13 protein-coding genes are annotated in these 14,389 nt (G+C 66.3%); 4 read left to right on the forward strand and 9 right to left on the reverse strand.

All coding sequences use genetic code 11. From position 1 onward, the window contains the following. Positions 1–72: 72 nt before the first annotated feature. The 3 genes from rho (at position 73) to ACPYIS_RS11680 (ending at position 3,512) form a co-directional block, all read left to right on the forward strand. Positions 73–1,338 (forward strand): transcription termination factor Rho, encoded by a 1,266-nt coding sequence (gene rho, locus ACPYIS_RS11670; RefSeq protein WP_424859112.1) that lies wholly within the window; start codon positions 73–75, stop codon positions 1,336–1,338. Positions 1,339–1,434: 96 nt separating this feature from the next. Beyond that, on the forward strand, positions 1,435–1,695 hold the full coding sequence (locus ACPYIS_RS11675) for a type B 50S ribosomal protein L31 (RefSeq protein ID WP_424859111.1): 261 nt from the start codon (positions 1,435–1,437) through the stop codon (positions 1,693–1,695). Positions 1,696–1,811: 116 nt separating this feature from the next. Further along, on the forward strand, positions 1,812–3,512 hold the full coding sequence (locus ACPYIS_RS11680; protein WP_424859110.1) for a hypothetical protein: 1,701 nt from the start codon (positions 1,812–1,814) through the stop codon (positions 3,510–3,512). 3 nt (positions 3,513–3,515) lie between these two features. On the opposite strand, the gene phoR is transcribed toward ACPYIS_RS11680, so the two are convergent. The 7 genes from phoR to pstS form a co-directional block, all read right to left on the reverse strand. Then, complete coding sequence (gene phoR / locus ACPYIS_RS11685; protein WP_424859109.1) at positions 3,516–4,838, reverse strand: phosphate regulon sensor histidine kinase PhoR; 1,323 nt, start codon at positions 4,836–4,838, stop codon at positions 3,516–3,518. A gap of 55 nt (positions 4,839–4,893) precedes the next feature. Beyond that, positions 4,894–5,616, reverse strand: coding sequence for a phosphate regulon transcriptional regulator PhoB (gene phoB / locus ACPYIS_RS11690; RefSeq protein WP_424859108.1), 723 nt, complete (start codon positions 5,614–5,616; stop codon positions 4,894–4,896). After that, entirely contained in the window at positions 5,613–6,314 is a 702-nt protein-coding gene (gene phoU / locus ACPYIS_RS11695; protein WP_143968137.1) for a phosphate signaling complex protein PhoU, read from the reverse strand. Before phoU ends, phoB begins: the two co-directional genes overlap by 4 nt. Continuing rightward, positions 6,314–7,132, reverse strand: coding sequence for a phosphate ABC transporter ATP-binding protein PstB (pstB, locus tag ACPYIS_RS11700; RefSeq protein ID WP_068609968.1), 819 nt, complete (start codon positions 7,130–7,132; stop codon positions 6,314–6,316). Before pstB ends, phoU begins: the two co-directional genes overlap by 1 nt. 49 nt (positions 7,133–7,181) lie before the next feature. After that, positions 7,182–8,036 (reverse strand): phosphate ABC transporter permease PstA, encoded by an 855-nt coding sequence (gene pstA / locus ACPYIS_RS11705; RefSeq protein WP_058615584.1) that lies wholly within the window; start codon positions 8,034–8,036, stop codon positions 7,182–7,184. 1 nt (position 8,037) lies between these two features. After that, positions 8,038–9,021: a phosphate ABC transporter permease subunit PstC gene (gene pstC / locus ACPYIS_RS11710; protein WP_424859107.1), complete on the reverse strand. Its 984-nt coding sequence runs from the start codon at positions 9,019–9,021 to the stop codon at positions 8,038–8,040. A 98-nt stretch (positions 9,022–9,119) separates the two neighbouring features. Next, on the reverse strand, positions 9,120–10,157 hold the full coding sequence (gene pstS / locus ACPYIS_RS11715) for a phosphate ABC transporter substrate-binding protein PstS (RefSeq protein ID WP_424859106.1): 1,038 nt from the start codon (positions 10,155–10,157) through the stop codon (positions 9,120–9,122). Positions 10,158–10,298: 141 nt separating this feature from the next. On the opposite strand from pstS, the gene ACPYIS_RS11720 reads away from it, so the two are divergent. Further along, positions 10,299–11,786 carry an exopolyphosphatase gene (locus ACPYIS_RS11720; RefSeq protein ID WP_424894702.1) on the forward strand — a complete coding sequence of 496 codons (1,488 nt, stop codon included), beginning with the start codon at positions 10,299–10,301 and terminating at the stop codon, positions 11,784–11,786. 22 nt (positions 11,787–11,808) lie between these two features. On the opposite strand, the gene ACPYIS_RS11725 is transcribed toward ACPYIS_RS11720, so the two are convergent. Both ACPYIS_RS11725 and ppk1 read right to left on the reverse strand, forming a co-directional pair. Continuing rightward, positions 11,809–12,282, reverse strand: a complete 474-nt coding sequence (locus ACPYIS_RS11725) for a SixA phosphatase family protein (protein WP_424859104.1) — start codon at positions 12,280–12,282, stop codon at positions 11,809–11,811. Between the two features lie 5 nt (positions 12,283–12,287). After that, a complete protein-coding gene (ppk1, locus tag ACPYIS_RS11730; protein WP_425974119.1) occupies positions 12,288–14,381 on the reverse strand; it encodes a polyphosphate kinase 1 in 2,094 nt (697 codons plus the stop codon). Positions 14,382–14,389 lie beyond the last annotated feature (8 nt).

Consider the following 14,389-nt stretch of genomic DNA (forward strand, 5'->3'; position numbering starts at 1 on the left):
TGTCGTCTTGGCGCGTGCGCATCCACTGCCACGCAGCCACCAAGCACACTCCCTTGTCTGGAGTCGATTTCCATGCACTTGAATGAACTGAAGGCCCTGCACGTCTCGGAGCTGCTCAAGATGGCCGAGGCGCTCGAGATCGAGAATACCGGCCGCATGCGCAAGCAGGAGCTGATGTTTGCGATCATCAAGAAGCGCGCCAAGGCAGGCGAGCAGGTGTTCGCGGACGGCGTGCTGGAGGTGCTGCCCGACGGCTTCGGTTTCTTGCGGGATCCGACGGCCAGCTACACCGCCAGCACCGACGATATCTACATCTCGCCCAGTCAGATCCGGCGCTTCAACCTGCACACCGGCGACATGGTCGAGGGGGACGTGCGCATCCCCAAGGACGGCGAGCGCTATTTCGCGCTCAACAAGCTCGACAAGATCAACGGCTTGCCGCCCGAGCAGAACAAGCACAAGATCATGTTCGAGAACCTCACGCCGCTCTTTCCCAAAGAGCACATGAAGCTCGAGCGTGAGGGCATCAAGAGCGAGGAAAACATCACCGGCCGCATCATCGACATCATCGCCCCAATCGGCAAAGGCCAGCGCGCGCTGATCGTGGCGCCGCCCAAGAGCGGCAAAACCGTCATGATGCAGCACATCGCGCACGCCATCACCAGCAACTATCCCGAGGTGACGCTGATGGTGCTGCTGGTCGACGAGCGCCCGGAGGAAGTGACCGAAATGCAGCGCACCGTGCGCGGCGAGGTCATCGCCTCCACCTTCGACGAGCCGGCCGCACGCCACGTGCACGTTGCCGAGATGGTCATCGAGCGCGCCAAGCGCCTGGTCGAGCTGAAAAAGGACGTGGTCATCCTGCTCGACTCCATCACGCGGCTGGCGCGAGCCTACAACAACGTGCTGCCGTCGTCGGGCAAGGTACTCACCGGCGGCGTGGACGCCAACGCGCTGCAGCGACCCAAGCGATTCTTTGGTGCCGCACGCAACGTGGAAGAAGGCGGCAGCCTCACCATCATCGCCACCGCACTGGTGGACACCGGCAGCCGCATGGACGAAGTGATCTTCGAGGAGTTCAAAGGCACCGGCAACTGCGAAATCCACCTCGACCGGCGCCTGTACGAAAAGCGCGTCTTCCCCTCGATCCAGCTCAGCCGCAGCGGCACCCGCCGCGAGGAGCTGCTGCTGCCGCCCGAGATTCTGCAAAAGACCCGCATCCTGCGCCAGTTCTTCTACAACATGGACGAAATCGAGGCGATGGAGATGGTGCTCAAGAGCATGAAGCAGACCAAGAATAACCAGGAGTTCTTCGAGCTCATGCGGCGCGGCGGCTGAGGTACCGCGGTCGATTCGACAAGGTATAATGGCAAGCTTTGCAGCAAGTGCTGCCTGGATGGGCCGGGCCGTGGCTACTGCATTAGGAAAGCGATCATGAAAGAAGGCATCCACCCCAACTACCGCGAAGTCTGCTTCGTGGACCTGTCCAACGGCAGCCAGTTCATCATCCGCTCGTGCGCCAACACGAAAGAGACGATCAAGCTCGACGACGGCCGCGAGCTGCCGCTGTTCAAGCTGGAAACCTCCAGCGAGTCGCACCCGTTCTACACGGGCACGCAAAAGAGCGTGGACACGATGGGTGGGCGCGTGGAGAAGTTCCGCAACCGCTATGCGCGCGCGGGCAAGCCGTCCTGACCGGCTGCCGTTCCCGCAGCGGGCGCTCACGACAAAAGCAGCCGCGAGGCTGCTTTTTTGTTGCCTGCCCCGTGTAGGCTAACGCCTGTCGCCAGCCCTTGCCGCCATCACCCAACGTGCTGCAATCCACCCCTGCTCTCGTCACCGAACAGGCTGCCCGGCGCCTGCCGCGCTGGGTCCCGTGGCTGCTGATCGCCATCTACGTGCTGCCGGGCTTTCTGGGGCGCGATCCCTGGCGCACCGACGATCTGGCGGCATTCGCGGTCATGATCGACATGGTGCGCGGCGGCCCGTGGTGGACACCGCAGGTACTGGGCGAGCCGGCCTCGCCCCTGGCGTGGCTGCCCTATTGGCTGGGGGCACTGGCCATGCAATCGTTACCGCTGCCCGCCGAGCTGGCGGCACGCGTGCCATTCGTGGCCCTGCTGCTCGGCACCTTGGCCGCGACGTGGTACGCCACGTACCGGCTCGCGCGCCAGCCCGCAGCACAACCCGTGGCGCTGGCGTTTGGCGGTGAGGCGCGGCCGACCGATTACGCCCGCGCACTGGCCGACGGCGCGCTGCTGGCGCTGGTGGCCACCTTGGGGCTGGCCCTGCCCGCGCACGAGGTCACGCCCGCCGCAGCCCAGTTGGCCTTTGTCGCGCTGCTGCACTACGCCGTGGTGCGCGGTCTGGCGATCGACGACACCCCCGGCACTGGTCACGCCGCGCGGGTGCTGGCGTGGTGGTGGCTAGCGGCGTGGGGATTGGCGCTGTCGGGTGCCCCATGGGTGCTGTTGGCCATCAGCGCCGCCGCCCTGCTGTGGTGGCACCGAGTGCCGCTCGGACGCGCCGTTCGCTGGGGCGCGGCGCTTGGCACCCTATCGGCCCTGGCCGCGGCATGGGTGCTGGCCAACGCCGCGGGCCGCACAGGGGAATGGACGGCTGTGCGCTGGGAGGTTTGGACAACGCCGGCGACTTGGCTCAGCTACGGACGATTGTTGGGATGGTTCTTGTGGCCCGCGGCCGCGTTTGCCCTGTGGGCGTTGTGGCGCTGGCGCGGCCGTTGGCGCGAGCCGCACATCGGCTGGCCCGCGACCCTGGTGGTCATCGTGCTGGTGGCAACCTGGCTCGACGCGGGAGACGACCGAACGCTGCTGCTGGCCCTGCCGCCGTTGGCCAGCTTGGCCGCCTTTGCCCTGCCGACGCTGCGCCGCAGCGTCAGCGCGCTGATCGATTGGTTCGCGGTGCTTTTTTTCACGGGCGCCGCGCTCATCATCTGGATCATCTGGATTGCGGTGCACACGGGCGTGCCGCCGAAGCCAGCCGCCAACGTCGCGCGCCTGCTGCCGGGCTTCGAGCCCACCACGCACTGGGCCCTGTGGCTGCCTGCCCTGACGGCCACACTGGCCTGGTTGGGCGTGGTGGTATGGCGGCTGGGGCACCATCGCCCAGCCCTTTGGAAGAGCGTCGTGCTCTCGGCCGCAGGATCCGTCCTCAACTGGCTGCTGCTCATGACCCTATGGTTGCCGATGCTCAACCATGGCATGGGCCAGGCCCCGGTGTCGCAGCGCATCGCCGCGCTGGTGCCCGCTGGCGACTGCGTGCTTGTGCACGGGCTGGATGCGGCCCGTATCGCCGGTTTGCAGCATCACGGCGGACTCGAGGTGCGGCGCGCTGGGCAACCCGGCGGGCAGCGCTGCAGCCTGCTGGTGGTCAACCCCCGCGACTACCCTTCACTGGTGCAAGTCATCGACATCGCCGATTGGCGGCTGCGCACGGAGGTGCCCCGCCTGCGCGAAAACCGCGAGCGGTGGCTGGTATTCGAGCGGCGCTGAACGTCAGCCAAGATCCCGGGCCCGCACGCGGGCTGGTGGCAAGCGCAGCCGAAAGGTGGAGCCCACGCCAACCGTGCTGTCGATGAGCAGCTGGCCTCCGTGTCGCTGGGCGACGTGCTTGACGATGGCCAGTCCGAGCCCCGTGCCACCGCTGTCGCGCGAACGGCTGCGGTCGACCCGGTAAAACCGCTCGGTCAGGCGCGGCAGATGTTCGGCGGCGATGCCGGGGCCGTTGTCGGTGACGAAAAACTCAAGATCACCTTCACCCAACAGCCGCCAGCCCGCTTCGACCCGCCCGTCGGCCGGGGTGTAGCGCACCGCATTGCTGAGCAGATTACCCAAGGCGCTGAGCAGTTCGCTGCGCGCCCCCGCCACTTCGGCCGCCGGTCCCGGCACCCGCGCCAGCTGCTGGCGTCCGGCGTGCAGCACGCCAGCGAGCGCCTGCGCTTGGGCAAACGCCTCGTCCAACAGGTCGGCCACGTCCACCCATTGCGAGTCATCGGGCGCGGGGCTACCCTCCAGTCGCGACAGGGTCAACAGATCGTCGACCAAGGTTTGCATGCGCTGCGCATGCTGCTGCATAAGCGCCAGATAATGGCGCCGCTCGTCCTCCTGCAGGGGCAAGGTTTGCAGGGTCTCGATGAAGCCAGAGATCACGGTCAGCGGGCTGCGGATCTCGTGCGAGACGTTGGCCACGAAGTCACGCCGCATCGCTTCGGCGAGCTCAATGGTGGTGATGTCGCGCGTGAGCAACAGCCGACGCCCTTTGGCGTACGGGAATATCTGTACCGAGATGCGCTGGGGGTGCCCTGGGCGGGCGTGGCGACCGTCGATCTCGACCGCACGGGTGAAATCACGCTGGTTCAAATAGGCAATGAATGTCGGGTCGCGCACCAGGTTGCGGATGCGCTGGCCCAGATCGCGCTTGGCGTCGAAGCCCAGATGCTCGCCCGCGGTCAGATTGCACCACTCGATGGTGCCTTCCTTGCTGAGCAGCACGACACCATTGGGCGACGCTTGGATGGCAAGTAAAAATTCCTGCAAACGCGCATTGGCCTTGCGCGCTTTGCGGTTGGCCGCCTTGAGCGCGCGGCGCGTGCGCTCCACCAGCTCACCCCACCACGGCCCCACGTCGGGCAACCGAGAGACCGACGGCTCACGCAACCAAGCCAACACCCGCTGGGCACGCCGCTCGTCCCACGCCAGCCAGACCAACGCCCCCCCCAGCGCCCCCAGCACGCCCCACGTGCCGCCACCGGGCCACCACAAAGCCACCGCTGCGGGCACCGCGGTCGAGACCAGCAGTTCGAGCGCACGTCGCGTCATGATGGGGACATTATGACGAACCCCTGCGCCATCCCGCCGAATGGCGCAGCACGGATCACGCGGTGCGCACGCCGTCGGTCACCGACTCGATGGCCCGAGGCGAAAACCGGTATCCCGCGCCGCGCACGGTTTCGATCATCGCCCCGGCCGCCCCCAGGGCCTCGCGCAGGCGCTTGATGTGCACGTCAACGGTGCGCTCTTCGATGAAGACATGGTCGCCCCAAATGCGATCGAGTAGCGCCGCTCGCGTGTGCACCCGCTCGGGGTGCTTCATCAAAAAATGCAGCAGCCGAAACTCCGTGGGGCCGACCTTGAGCTCGCGGCCCTCGAACGACACGCGGTGCGCTGCCGCATCGAGCAGCAAACCACCGGCCTGAACCGTGTCGTTGACGGCTTCCGGTGCCCGCCGACGCAGGACGGCGCGAATGCGGGCCAGCAGCTCCTGGGTGGAAAATGGCTTGGTAACGTAGTCATCCGCGCCGGCATCGAGTCCCTGGACCTTGTCGGACTCCTCCGAGCGCGCCGTCAACATGATGATGGGGACGGTCTTCGTGCGCTCGAGGGTTCGCCACTGGCGTGCCAGCTGCACCCCGCTGCCGCCGGGCAGCATCCAGTCGAGCAGAATCACGTCGGGTAACACCGCTTCGACCTCGCGCACCGCTGCGTCGGCGTCGAACACCACGATCGGCGTGAATCCGTTGTGCCGCAGGTTGACCGCGATCAATTCCGCGATCGAGGGCTCATCCTCGACCACCAGAACACGGGGCAGCTTTCTCATTTGATGGCAGATTCGCGCTCGGCCGGCGTGGCGTGCCGGATGTCCTTGCCCATGGCCACATAGACCGCGGCCTCGGCGATGTTCTTCGCGTGGTCGCCCACGCGCTCGACCGCCTTGGCCAGGAACATCAGCCCCAGACACGGGGTGATCATGCGCGGGTCTTCCATCATGTAGGTGATCAGCTTGCGCACGAAGCCCTCGTACACCACGTCGAGGCGGTTGTCCTCGTCGATGACCTTGATCGCCGCCTGCACATCCAGCCGGGCAAAGGCGTCGAGCGTGGCGCGAATCGACTCGGCCGCCATCTTGGCGGCGTTGACCAGATCGTCGATGGGCAGCGCGCGCGGGGCACCGGCGTCGATGAAGTCCTTGGTCAGGCGTGCGATGCGCGCGGCCTCGTCGCCAGCGCGCTCCAGGTTGACGATGACGCGCGAGACGCCCACCAGCAGGCGCAGATCGCGCGCGGTGGGCTGGCGCCGGCTCATCACCGAGGTGATGTCGCGGTCGATCTCGACCTCGAGCCGGTTGACGCGCTCCTCCAGCTCCAGCACCTGCTGCGTGGCCGGCAGGTCGAGCTGATAGAGGGCATAGATGGCATGGCGAAGCTGCGACTCCACCACGCCCCCCATCTCGAGCACGCGGGTCGAGATGCGGTTGAGTTCCTCGTCGAACTGGCTGGACAGGTGTTTTTCCATGATCAGCCGAACCTCCCGGTGATGTAGTCCTCGGTTTCCGTGCGCTTGGGCTTGACGAAGATTTGCTCCGTCTCGCCAAACTCGATCAACTCGCCCAGATACATGTAGGCGGTGTAGTCGCTGCAGCGCGCGGCCTGCTGCATGTTGTGGGTGACGATGGCGATCGTGTACTCGGTCTTGAGCTCGTGGATCAGCTCTTCGATCTTGCCGGTGGAGATGGGGTCCAGCGCCGAGGTCGGCTCGTCGAGCAGCACCACCGAGGGCTTGACCGCCACGCTGCGCGCGATGCACAGACGCTGCTGCTGGCCGCCCGACAGCGACATGCCGTTTTGGTGCAGCTTGTCCTTGACCTCGTTCCACAGGGCCGCCTTGGTCAGCGCCCACTCGACGCGGTCGTCCATGTCGGACTTGGACAGCTTTTCGTACAGACGCACGCCAAAGGCGATGTTCTCGTAAATCGTCATCGGAAACGGCGTGGGCTTTTGGAACACCATGCCGATGCGCGCGCGCAGCAGGTTCAGGTCCGTGTCGGGGTCGAGGATGTTGCGGCCGTCGAAGCGGATTTCGCCCTCGGCACGCTGCCCCGGATACAGGCTGTACATGCGGTTGAGCGTGCGCAGCAGCGTGGACTTGCCGCAGCCCGAGGGGCCGATGAAGGCCGTCACGCGGCGCTCGGGGATGTCCAGCGAGACGTTCTTGAGCCCCTGGAACTGACCGTAATAGAAATTGAGGTTGCGGATCTCGATCGCGTTGCGCTCGGGCGCGGCCGAGGCCGCCCGGTTCTCGCCGAGTGCCGCTGCGGTAGAAATGGAGGCGGTCATGGTGGAATGTTCCTGCGTATCCTGCGTATCCTGGGAATGGGTCATCGGCTCACTTGGGCGCGCGCTCGCGGAAGTAGACGCGCGCCAGGATGTTGAGCAGCAGCACGGCGAGCGTGATCAGCAGCGCCCCGCCCCACGCCAGGCGGATCCAGTTGTCGTACGGGCTCATGGCGAACTGGAAGATGACCACCGGCAGGTTGGCCATGGGCTTGCCCATGTCGGTGTTGAAGAACTGGTTGTTGAGCGCCGTGAACAGCAGCGGCGCCGTCTCGCCGCTGATGCGGGCTACGGCCAGCAACACCCCGGTGATGACGCCGCTGCGGGCCGCGCGCAGCGTCACCATCGTCGCCACCTTCCAGCGCGGCGCGCCCAGGGCAAACGCCGCCTCGCGAAGGCTGCCGGGCACCAGCCGCAGCATGTTCTCGGTGGTGCGCACCACCACCGGCACGGCGATCAGCGACAGCGCCAGGCTGCCCGCATAGCCCGAGAAATTGCCCACCGTCGCCACGGCAATGGCGTAGACGAACAGACCCAACACGATGGACGGCGCCGACAGCATGATGTCGGTGACGAAGCGCGTCAGCGACGCGGTGCGGCTGGTGTCGCCGTACTCCGCCAGATAGACCCCCGCCAGAATGCCGATCGGCGTGGAAACCAGCACCGTCAGGCCAACGATCATCAGGCTGCCGACGATGGCATTGCGCAGGCCGCCGCCTTCGGTGCCGGGGGCCGGCGTGTCCTTGGTGAAGATGTTGCCGTCGATGGCCGCGATGCCGTTGGAAAACAGCACATACAGAATCCACAGCAACACCGCCAGGCCCAGGGCCATCGCGGCCATCGACAGGGTCAGGCCGACGGCGTTGGACAGCCGGCGCCGGGCGTAGAGTCGGTCGTCGATCGCCATGTCAGAGCCCCTTGGCCTTTTCGGCGCGCAAAATCATGAGCTTGGCCAGTGCCAAGACCACGAAGGTGATGAGGAACAACAGCAGCCCCAGCGCAAACAGCGCCGAGAGGTGAAAGTCGGCCGCTTCGGCAAATTCGTTGGCCAGCGTGGACGCAATCGACGTGCCGGGCGAAAACAGCGACGTGGGCATGCGGTTGGCGTTGCCGATGACGAAGGTCACGGCCATCGTCTCGCCCAGCGCGCGCCCCAGACCCAGCATGACGCCGCCGATCACGCCCTTTTGCGTGTAGGGCAGCACGATACGGCGCACCACCTCCCAGGTCGTGCAGCCCAGGCCGTAGGCCGACTCGCGCAGAATCCCGGGCACGATCTCGAACACGTCGCGCATGACCGCCGCGATGAACGGCAGGATCATGAAGGCGAGGATGATGCCCGCGGCCAGGATGCCCAGACCCGTGGGCGCACCGCCGAACAGCCAGCCGATCAGGGGCATGCCGCCGAGCAGGCTTTGCAGCGGCACCTGCACATAGTCCGCGAACAGGGGCGCGAACACGAACAGGCCGAACATGCCGTAGATGATGGAGGGTACCGCGGCGAGCAGCTCCACCGCGGTGCCGAGCGGCCGCCGCAGCCAGACCGGGCACGTCTCGGTCAGGAACAGCGCGATGCCAAAGGCCAGCGGCACCGCCAGCAGCAGCGCGATGCCGGCGCTGATGAGGGTGCCGACGATGGCGATGGCGGCACCGAACTCCTCGTTGACGATGTCCCACTCCACGTACCACAGGAAGCGGATGCCGAACTTCTGGAATGCGGGCCAGGCGTTGATGAACAGCGAGACGATGATGCCCAGCAACGCCAGCAACACCAGCAGGGAAAACGCCTGCGTCAGCCGATGGAAGACGACATCCTGCAGCCGCTGGCGGCGGGCGATCGCCGTCACGCGGGACGCATCGGCGGCATCGGGGGCTTCGGTGGGGTGGGTCATGGGAATGTCCACGTTCATCGACCTGAGGCTCCGGAGAATATCCAACAAAAACCCGTCGGCGCTCACAAGCCGCCGACGGGCGCACGGGTCTCAGCGGATCACTTGTTGTTGATCTGCGACCAGACCTTGCTGCGGATCTCGGCGGTCAGCTTGTCGGGCAGCGGCACGTAGTCCAGGTCCAGCGCCATCTGCTTGCCGTTCTTGAAGGCCCAGTCGAAGAACTTGAGCACCTCGGCGCTCTCGGCCTTGTTGGTCGGCTCCTTGTACATCAGGATGAAGGACGCCGTGACCACCGGATAGGCGTTGTCGCCGGGCTGGTTGACCAGGGAGATGCCCATGCCGGGGACGCTGAACCAGTCGGCGCCGGCCGCGGCGGCGGCGAAGGTCGCATCGTCGGGCATGACGAACTTGCCGTTGCGGTTCTGCAACTGCATCACGGGGATGTTGTTCTTCTTGGCATAGGCGTACTCGACATAGCCGATCGAGCCCTTGATGCGCGAGACGTTGGCCGCCACGCCTTCGTTGCCCTTGCCGCCCACGGAGGTCGGTGCCGGCCACTTGACGGCGGCGCCCTTACCCACGGTGTCGGCCCATTCCTTGCTGACCGCGCTCAGGTAATCGGTCCAGTTGAAGGTGGTCCCCGAGCCGTCGGCACGGTGAACGACGGTGATGGCCTGGTCGGGCAGCTTCTTGCCCGGGTTCAGCGCGGCGATCTTGGGATCGTTCCACTTGCTGATCTTGCCCATGAACATCTCGGCCAGCACGGGGCCGGTGATGCGCAGCTCACCCTTGCCGAAGCCGTCCAGGTTGAACACGGGCACCGTGCCGCCGATGATGGCGGGGAACTGCACCATGCCGTCGCGCTCCAGCTCGTCGCCCGGCAGGGGGGCGTCGGTAGCACCGAAGGCCACCGTCTTGGCGCGAATCTGGCGAATACCGCCCGAGGATCCGATGGACTGGTAGTTCAGGCCGATGCCGGTGACCTTTTTGTACTCTTCCGCCCACTTGGCGTAGATCGGGAACGGGAAGGTCGCGCCCGCGCCGGTGATGTCGGCGGCCATGGCGGCGGAGCCCCAGCCCAGGGTGACGGAAGCCACGGCGACGGCGGCGACGGCCTTGAGGAATTGGCGTTTCATGCGGATCCTTTCGTGGTGTGCATCAACACGATCGGGAGTGTAGTGACGCTTTGTGACGGTTTTGTGACATCCGTGCGGCGCGGCACCGCGGCGCCGTCACGGGGGTTTGGTATGCTGCAGGCCGACGACTGGAAGCCCTGCATGCAAGACGGAACCCTGCTGGCCGCCCTGGACCTTGGATCCAATAGCTTTCGCCTGGAGATTGGCCGCTACCAGAGCGGCCACATCGAACGGGTCGAGTACCTCAAGGAGACGGTGCGTCTTGGGGCCGACTTGGACGAAAACCACACCCTCAGCCTGGTGGCGATGGAGCGAGGATGGGCATGCCTGGCCCGCTTTGCCGAGCGACTGCGCACGTTCGATCGCCGACAGGTTCGGGCCGTGGCCACGCAAACCCTGCGGGAAGCCCGCAACCGTGACGACTTTTTGGTCCGCGCCCAAGCCATTCTGGGGTTTCCGATCGACGTCATCGCCGGGCACGAAGAGGCGCGCCTGATCTACCAGGGCGTGACCCACTTGCTGCCGCACTCGGACGAGCGGCGCCTGGTGGTCGACATCGGCGGTCGTTCGACCGAGGTCATTTTGGGCCAGGGCTACCGCCCGCAACGCATGGCGTCGTACGGCTTGGGCAGCGTGGCGTGGTCGAACCGGTATTTCCCTGGGGGACGTGTCAGCGAGGGAGCGCTGCGGCGGGCGGTCATCGCCGCCCAAGCGGTGCTGGATGAGGCGCTCGAGGTGTTCGTGCCCGGCAGCTGGGATGCGGTTTACGCCTCCTCCGGCACGGCCGGGGCGCTGGCCGACATGCTGGGGCTGGCCGGGTTTCCACCCGGCCTCATCACGCGCGAGGGCATCGATTGGGTGGCCGAGCGGCTGGTGCGCGCAGGCCACGTGGATGCGGTGCGCTTGGAGGGGCTCAAGGATGATCGCCGCCCCGTGCTGGCGGGCGGGCTCAGCGTCATGCTGGCGCTGTTCGACTTGTTTGGCTGGACGGTCGTCCATCGGGCTCAGGGGGCGCTGCGCCAAGGAGCGCTGGTCGATTTGATCGACCGCGCCTCGCTCGAGACCGACGTGCGCGAACGTACGGTACGCTGGTTGGCGCAAAAGTTTCAGACCGACGCCGCGCAGGCCGAGCGGGTGCGCAGCGTCGCGGTGCGCCTGTTCGAGCAGGTGGCCAGGCCAGACCCGAACAACGGGCGCTTTTCCCAGAAGCTGGCCTGGGCGGCGCGGCTGCACGAGATCGGCGCGCACATCTCGCACACGGACGCGCACAAACACGGCGCCTACATCCTGGATCATGTGGACGCGGCGGGCTTTTCGCTGCCCGAGTTACACCGGCTGAGTCTGCTGGTGCTGGGCCAGCGCGGCAAACTGCGCAAAGTAGAAACCATGCTGGAGGACGAGTTGTTCGTCAAACAGCTGCTGTGTCTGCGGCTGGCGGTGCTGCTGTGCCACGCCCGTCGGGATCCGGACGTCGCCACCGTGCAGCTGAAGCAGACGTCGACACGCCAGTTTCGGCTGACCACTGGCCCCGGTTGGGCGCGCCAGTACCCGCAATCGGCGTGGTTGTTGCAAGAGGAAGCCGAGGCTTGGTCACGCACGCCGTGGCGTCTGGTGGTCGATCTGGGCTGAGGGCCGGCACCGGTGGCGCTGGCTACAGCAGTTCCGGCGTCTGCACGCACAGCACGATGGTCTGCCAGTCTTGATGGCGCTCGCGCCGGCGCAGCCACCAGACCGACCCTTTGCGAATCGAACACTCACCCGACTCGATGCCCAGCAGCTGGGCCACCACCCGGCCCAGCGTCGGCTGGTGTCCCACCACCAGCGAAGGGTGGCGCGCATCGGGCCACTGCACCACGTCCAGCAGCGCCTGTGGCGACCCGTCGGGGCCCAGCTCGGGCCGCACGCGGTAGCGGCGCCCCAGGGCCAGCACGGTCTGCTCGGTGCGCACCGCGGGGCTGGACCAGATGCGGGTACCCTCAGGCAACTGGCGGTCCAGCCACGCGGCCATGCGTGCGGCCTGTTTTTCCCCGCGCGGGGTCAGGCGCCGCGACAGGTCGTCGCCGCCGCCCTCGTCGGTTTCGTCCAGGTCCTCGGCCTCGGCGTGTCGCCACAAAATCAAGTCCATCGCCATCACCCTTTCGTGCCGTAACGCCCCATCAGCGTGGACTGCGCGGACAGCAGGCCGCTGCCGCGCGCCGAGCGGCCCGCCGCGGCCGCCGCCTTGACATACTGCCCATCGGGCTGCAACAACCAGGCGTCGCGCTGGTCGCTCAGGTACAGGTGCAAACACTCATCCATGATGCGCGCCCGTAGCTGGGGATCGGTGACGGGCCAGGCCAGCTCTACCCGCCGCAGCATGTTGCGGTTCATCCAGTCGGCGCTCGACAGCCACAGCTCCTCGGTCTCGCCGTAGCGGAAATAAAACACCCGCGAATGTTCGAGAAAACGGCCGATGACGGAGCGAATGCGCACGTGGTCGGTGTAGCCGGGCACGCCCGCCGGGAGGATGCAGGCGCCGCGCACGATGGCGTCGATCTGCACCCCTGCCTGCGACGCCGCCACCAGCGCGCGCGCCAACGGCTCGTCCGTCAGCGCGTTCATTTTGAGCGTGATGTGGGCGGGCTGCCCCGCCTTGGCGGCCGCGATCGCGGCATCGATGCGCTCGAGCAGGCCTTTTTGCAACTGGAACGGCGCCATCAACACCTTGTGCAGCCGTGGCAGCCGGTTCTGGCTGGCGAGATGCCTAAAAATGTGGTCGATGTCCGCCGTCAGGGCCTCATCGGCCGTCAGGTAGCTCAGATCGGTGTAGAGCTTGGCCGTACCGGGGTTGTAGTTGCCCGTGGAGACGTGCGCGTAGCGCACCAGCCGCCCGTCCTCGCGGCGCGTGACGAGCAGCATTTTGGCGTGGGTCTTGAGGCCCACGATGCCATAGACCACTTGCGCCCCGACCGATTCGAGTCGTTCGGCGTGATTGATGTTGGCTTCCTCGTCGAAACGGGCCTTGAGTTCCACCACGGCGGTCACTTCTTTGCCGCGGCGCACCGCTTCGCGCAACAGCTCGGTCATTTCGCCGCGCGAGCCGGTGCGATAGATGGTTTGCTTGATGGCGAGCACTTGAGGGTCTTCCACCGCCTCGCGCAGGAAGGCCAGCACCGCGTCGAAGCTCTCGAACGGCTGGTGGATGAGCACATCCCCCTGCTTGAGCCGTTCGAAGAACGACTGCCCCGGCACCAGCGCCACCGGCCAGCCGGGCGTAAAGCGCTCGAAGCGCAGCGCCGGGGCGTCGATCAGGTCCACCAACTGGTTGAGGCGCACCAGGTTCACTGGGCCCGCCACGCGGTAGAGGCTCTCGGGCGGCAGATTGAATTGCTCGAGCAAAAAGCCCGCCAAAAAGTCGGAGCAACCGGCAGACACCTCCAGCCGCAGCGCCTGGCCGTAGTGGCGCTGCTGCAGGCCCAGCCGCAGCGCGGTGCGCAGGTTTTTGACCTCTTCCTCGTCCACGGCCAGGTCGGAGTGGCGCGTGACGCGAAACTGCGAGAACTCCAGCACCGTGCGACCGGGGAAGAGATCCGGCAGGTGTGCACGGATGATGCTGGAGACGGACACGAAGTGCAGTTGCTTGGAACCCTTGACCGCTGGCATCTGCACGAAGCGCTTGAGCGCGCGCGGCACCTTGACGATAGCGATTTCGTTTTCGCGCCCGAACGCGTCGCGCCCCCCCAGCCGAACGATGAAGTTGAGCGACTTGTTGGCCACCTGCGGAAACGGGTGCGAAGGGTCGAGCCCGACGGGCAACAACAGCGGCTGCACCTCGTTGACGAAGTACTCGCGCACCCAACGGCGCTGGCGCGGGTTGCGCTCACCGTGTGCGATGATGCGGATACCACGTTTTTCCAGGGCGGGCAGGACCTCATCGTTGTAAATGGCGTATTGACGCTCGACCAGCGCATGCACGCGCTCGGTCAATGCCCGGTAGGTCTCGACAGTCGCGGGGCCGCGCTGTTCGTTGGTCAGGCGCGCGGTGTGGTGCGGGGCGAAGCGGACCTCGAAAAATTCGTCCAGGTTGGACGAGACGATGGCCAGGTAGCGCAGCCGCTCCAGCAGCGGCACGTCGGCACGGCAGGCCCAGTCGAGCACGCGCTCGTTGAAGGCCAGAATGCTTTGGTCGCGGTCGAGAAAAGCGTGACGGGGGTGTGAGGGGTGGACTGCCTGGGTCATGGTCATCGCCGCCG

The sequence above is a fragment of the Tepidimonas sp. HKU78 genome, from assembly GCF_049860815.1.
GTDB lineage: Bacteria > Pseudomonadota > Gammaproteobacteria > Burkholderiales > Burkholderiaceae_C > Tepidimonas.

Excerpts from the sequence above, each read along its gene's own strand:
- pstB (WP_068609968.1), bottom strand. The coding sequence starts at position 7,132 with ATGACCGCCTCCATTTCTACCGCAGCGGCACTCGGCGAGAACCGGGCG.
- pstA (WP_058615584.1), bottom strand. The coding sequence starts at position 8,036 with ATGGCGATCGACGACCGACTCTACGCCCGGCGCCGGCTGTCCAACGCC.
- ppk1 (WP_425974119.1), bottom strand. The coding sequence starts at position 14,381 with ATGACCATGACCCAGGCAGTCCACCCCTCACACCCCCGTCACGCTTTT.
- phoR (WP_424859109.1), bottom strand. The coding sequence starts at position 4,838 with ATGACGCGACGTGCGCTCGAACTGCTGGTCTCGACCGCGGTGCCCGCA.
- pstC (WP_424859107.1), bottom strand. The coding sequence starts at position 9,021 with ATGACCCACCCCACCGAAGCCCCCGATGCCGCCGATGCGTCCCGCGTG.
- ACPYIS_RS11720 (WP_424894702.1), top strand. The coding sequence starts at position 10,299 with ATGCAAGACGGAACCCTGCTGGCCGCCCTGGACCTTGGATCCAATAGC.
- ACPYIS_RS11675 (WP_424859111.1), top strand. The coding sequence starts at position 1,435 with ATGAAAGAAGGCATCCACCCCAACTACCGCGAAGTCTGCTTCGTGGAC.
- ACPYIS_RS11725 (WP_424859104.1), bottom strand. The coding sequence starts at position 12,282 with ATGGACTTGATTTTGTGGCGACACGCCGAGGCCGAGGACCTGGACGAA.
- phoB (WP_424859108.1), bottom strand. The coding sequence starts at position 5,616 with ATGAGAAAGCTGCCCCGTGTTCTGGTGGTCGAGGATGAGCCCTCGATC.
- rho (WP_424859112.1), top strand. The coding sequence starts at position 73 with ATGCACTTGAATGAACTGAAGGCCCTGCACGTCTCGGAGCTGCTCAAG.
- pstS (WP_424859106.1), bottom strand. The coding sequence starts at position 10,157 with ATGAAACGCCAATTCCTCAAGGCCGTCGCCGCCGTCGCCGTGGCTTCC.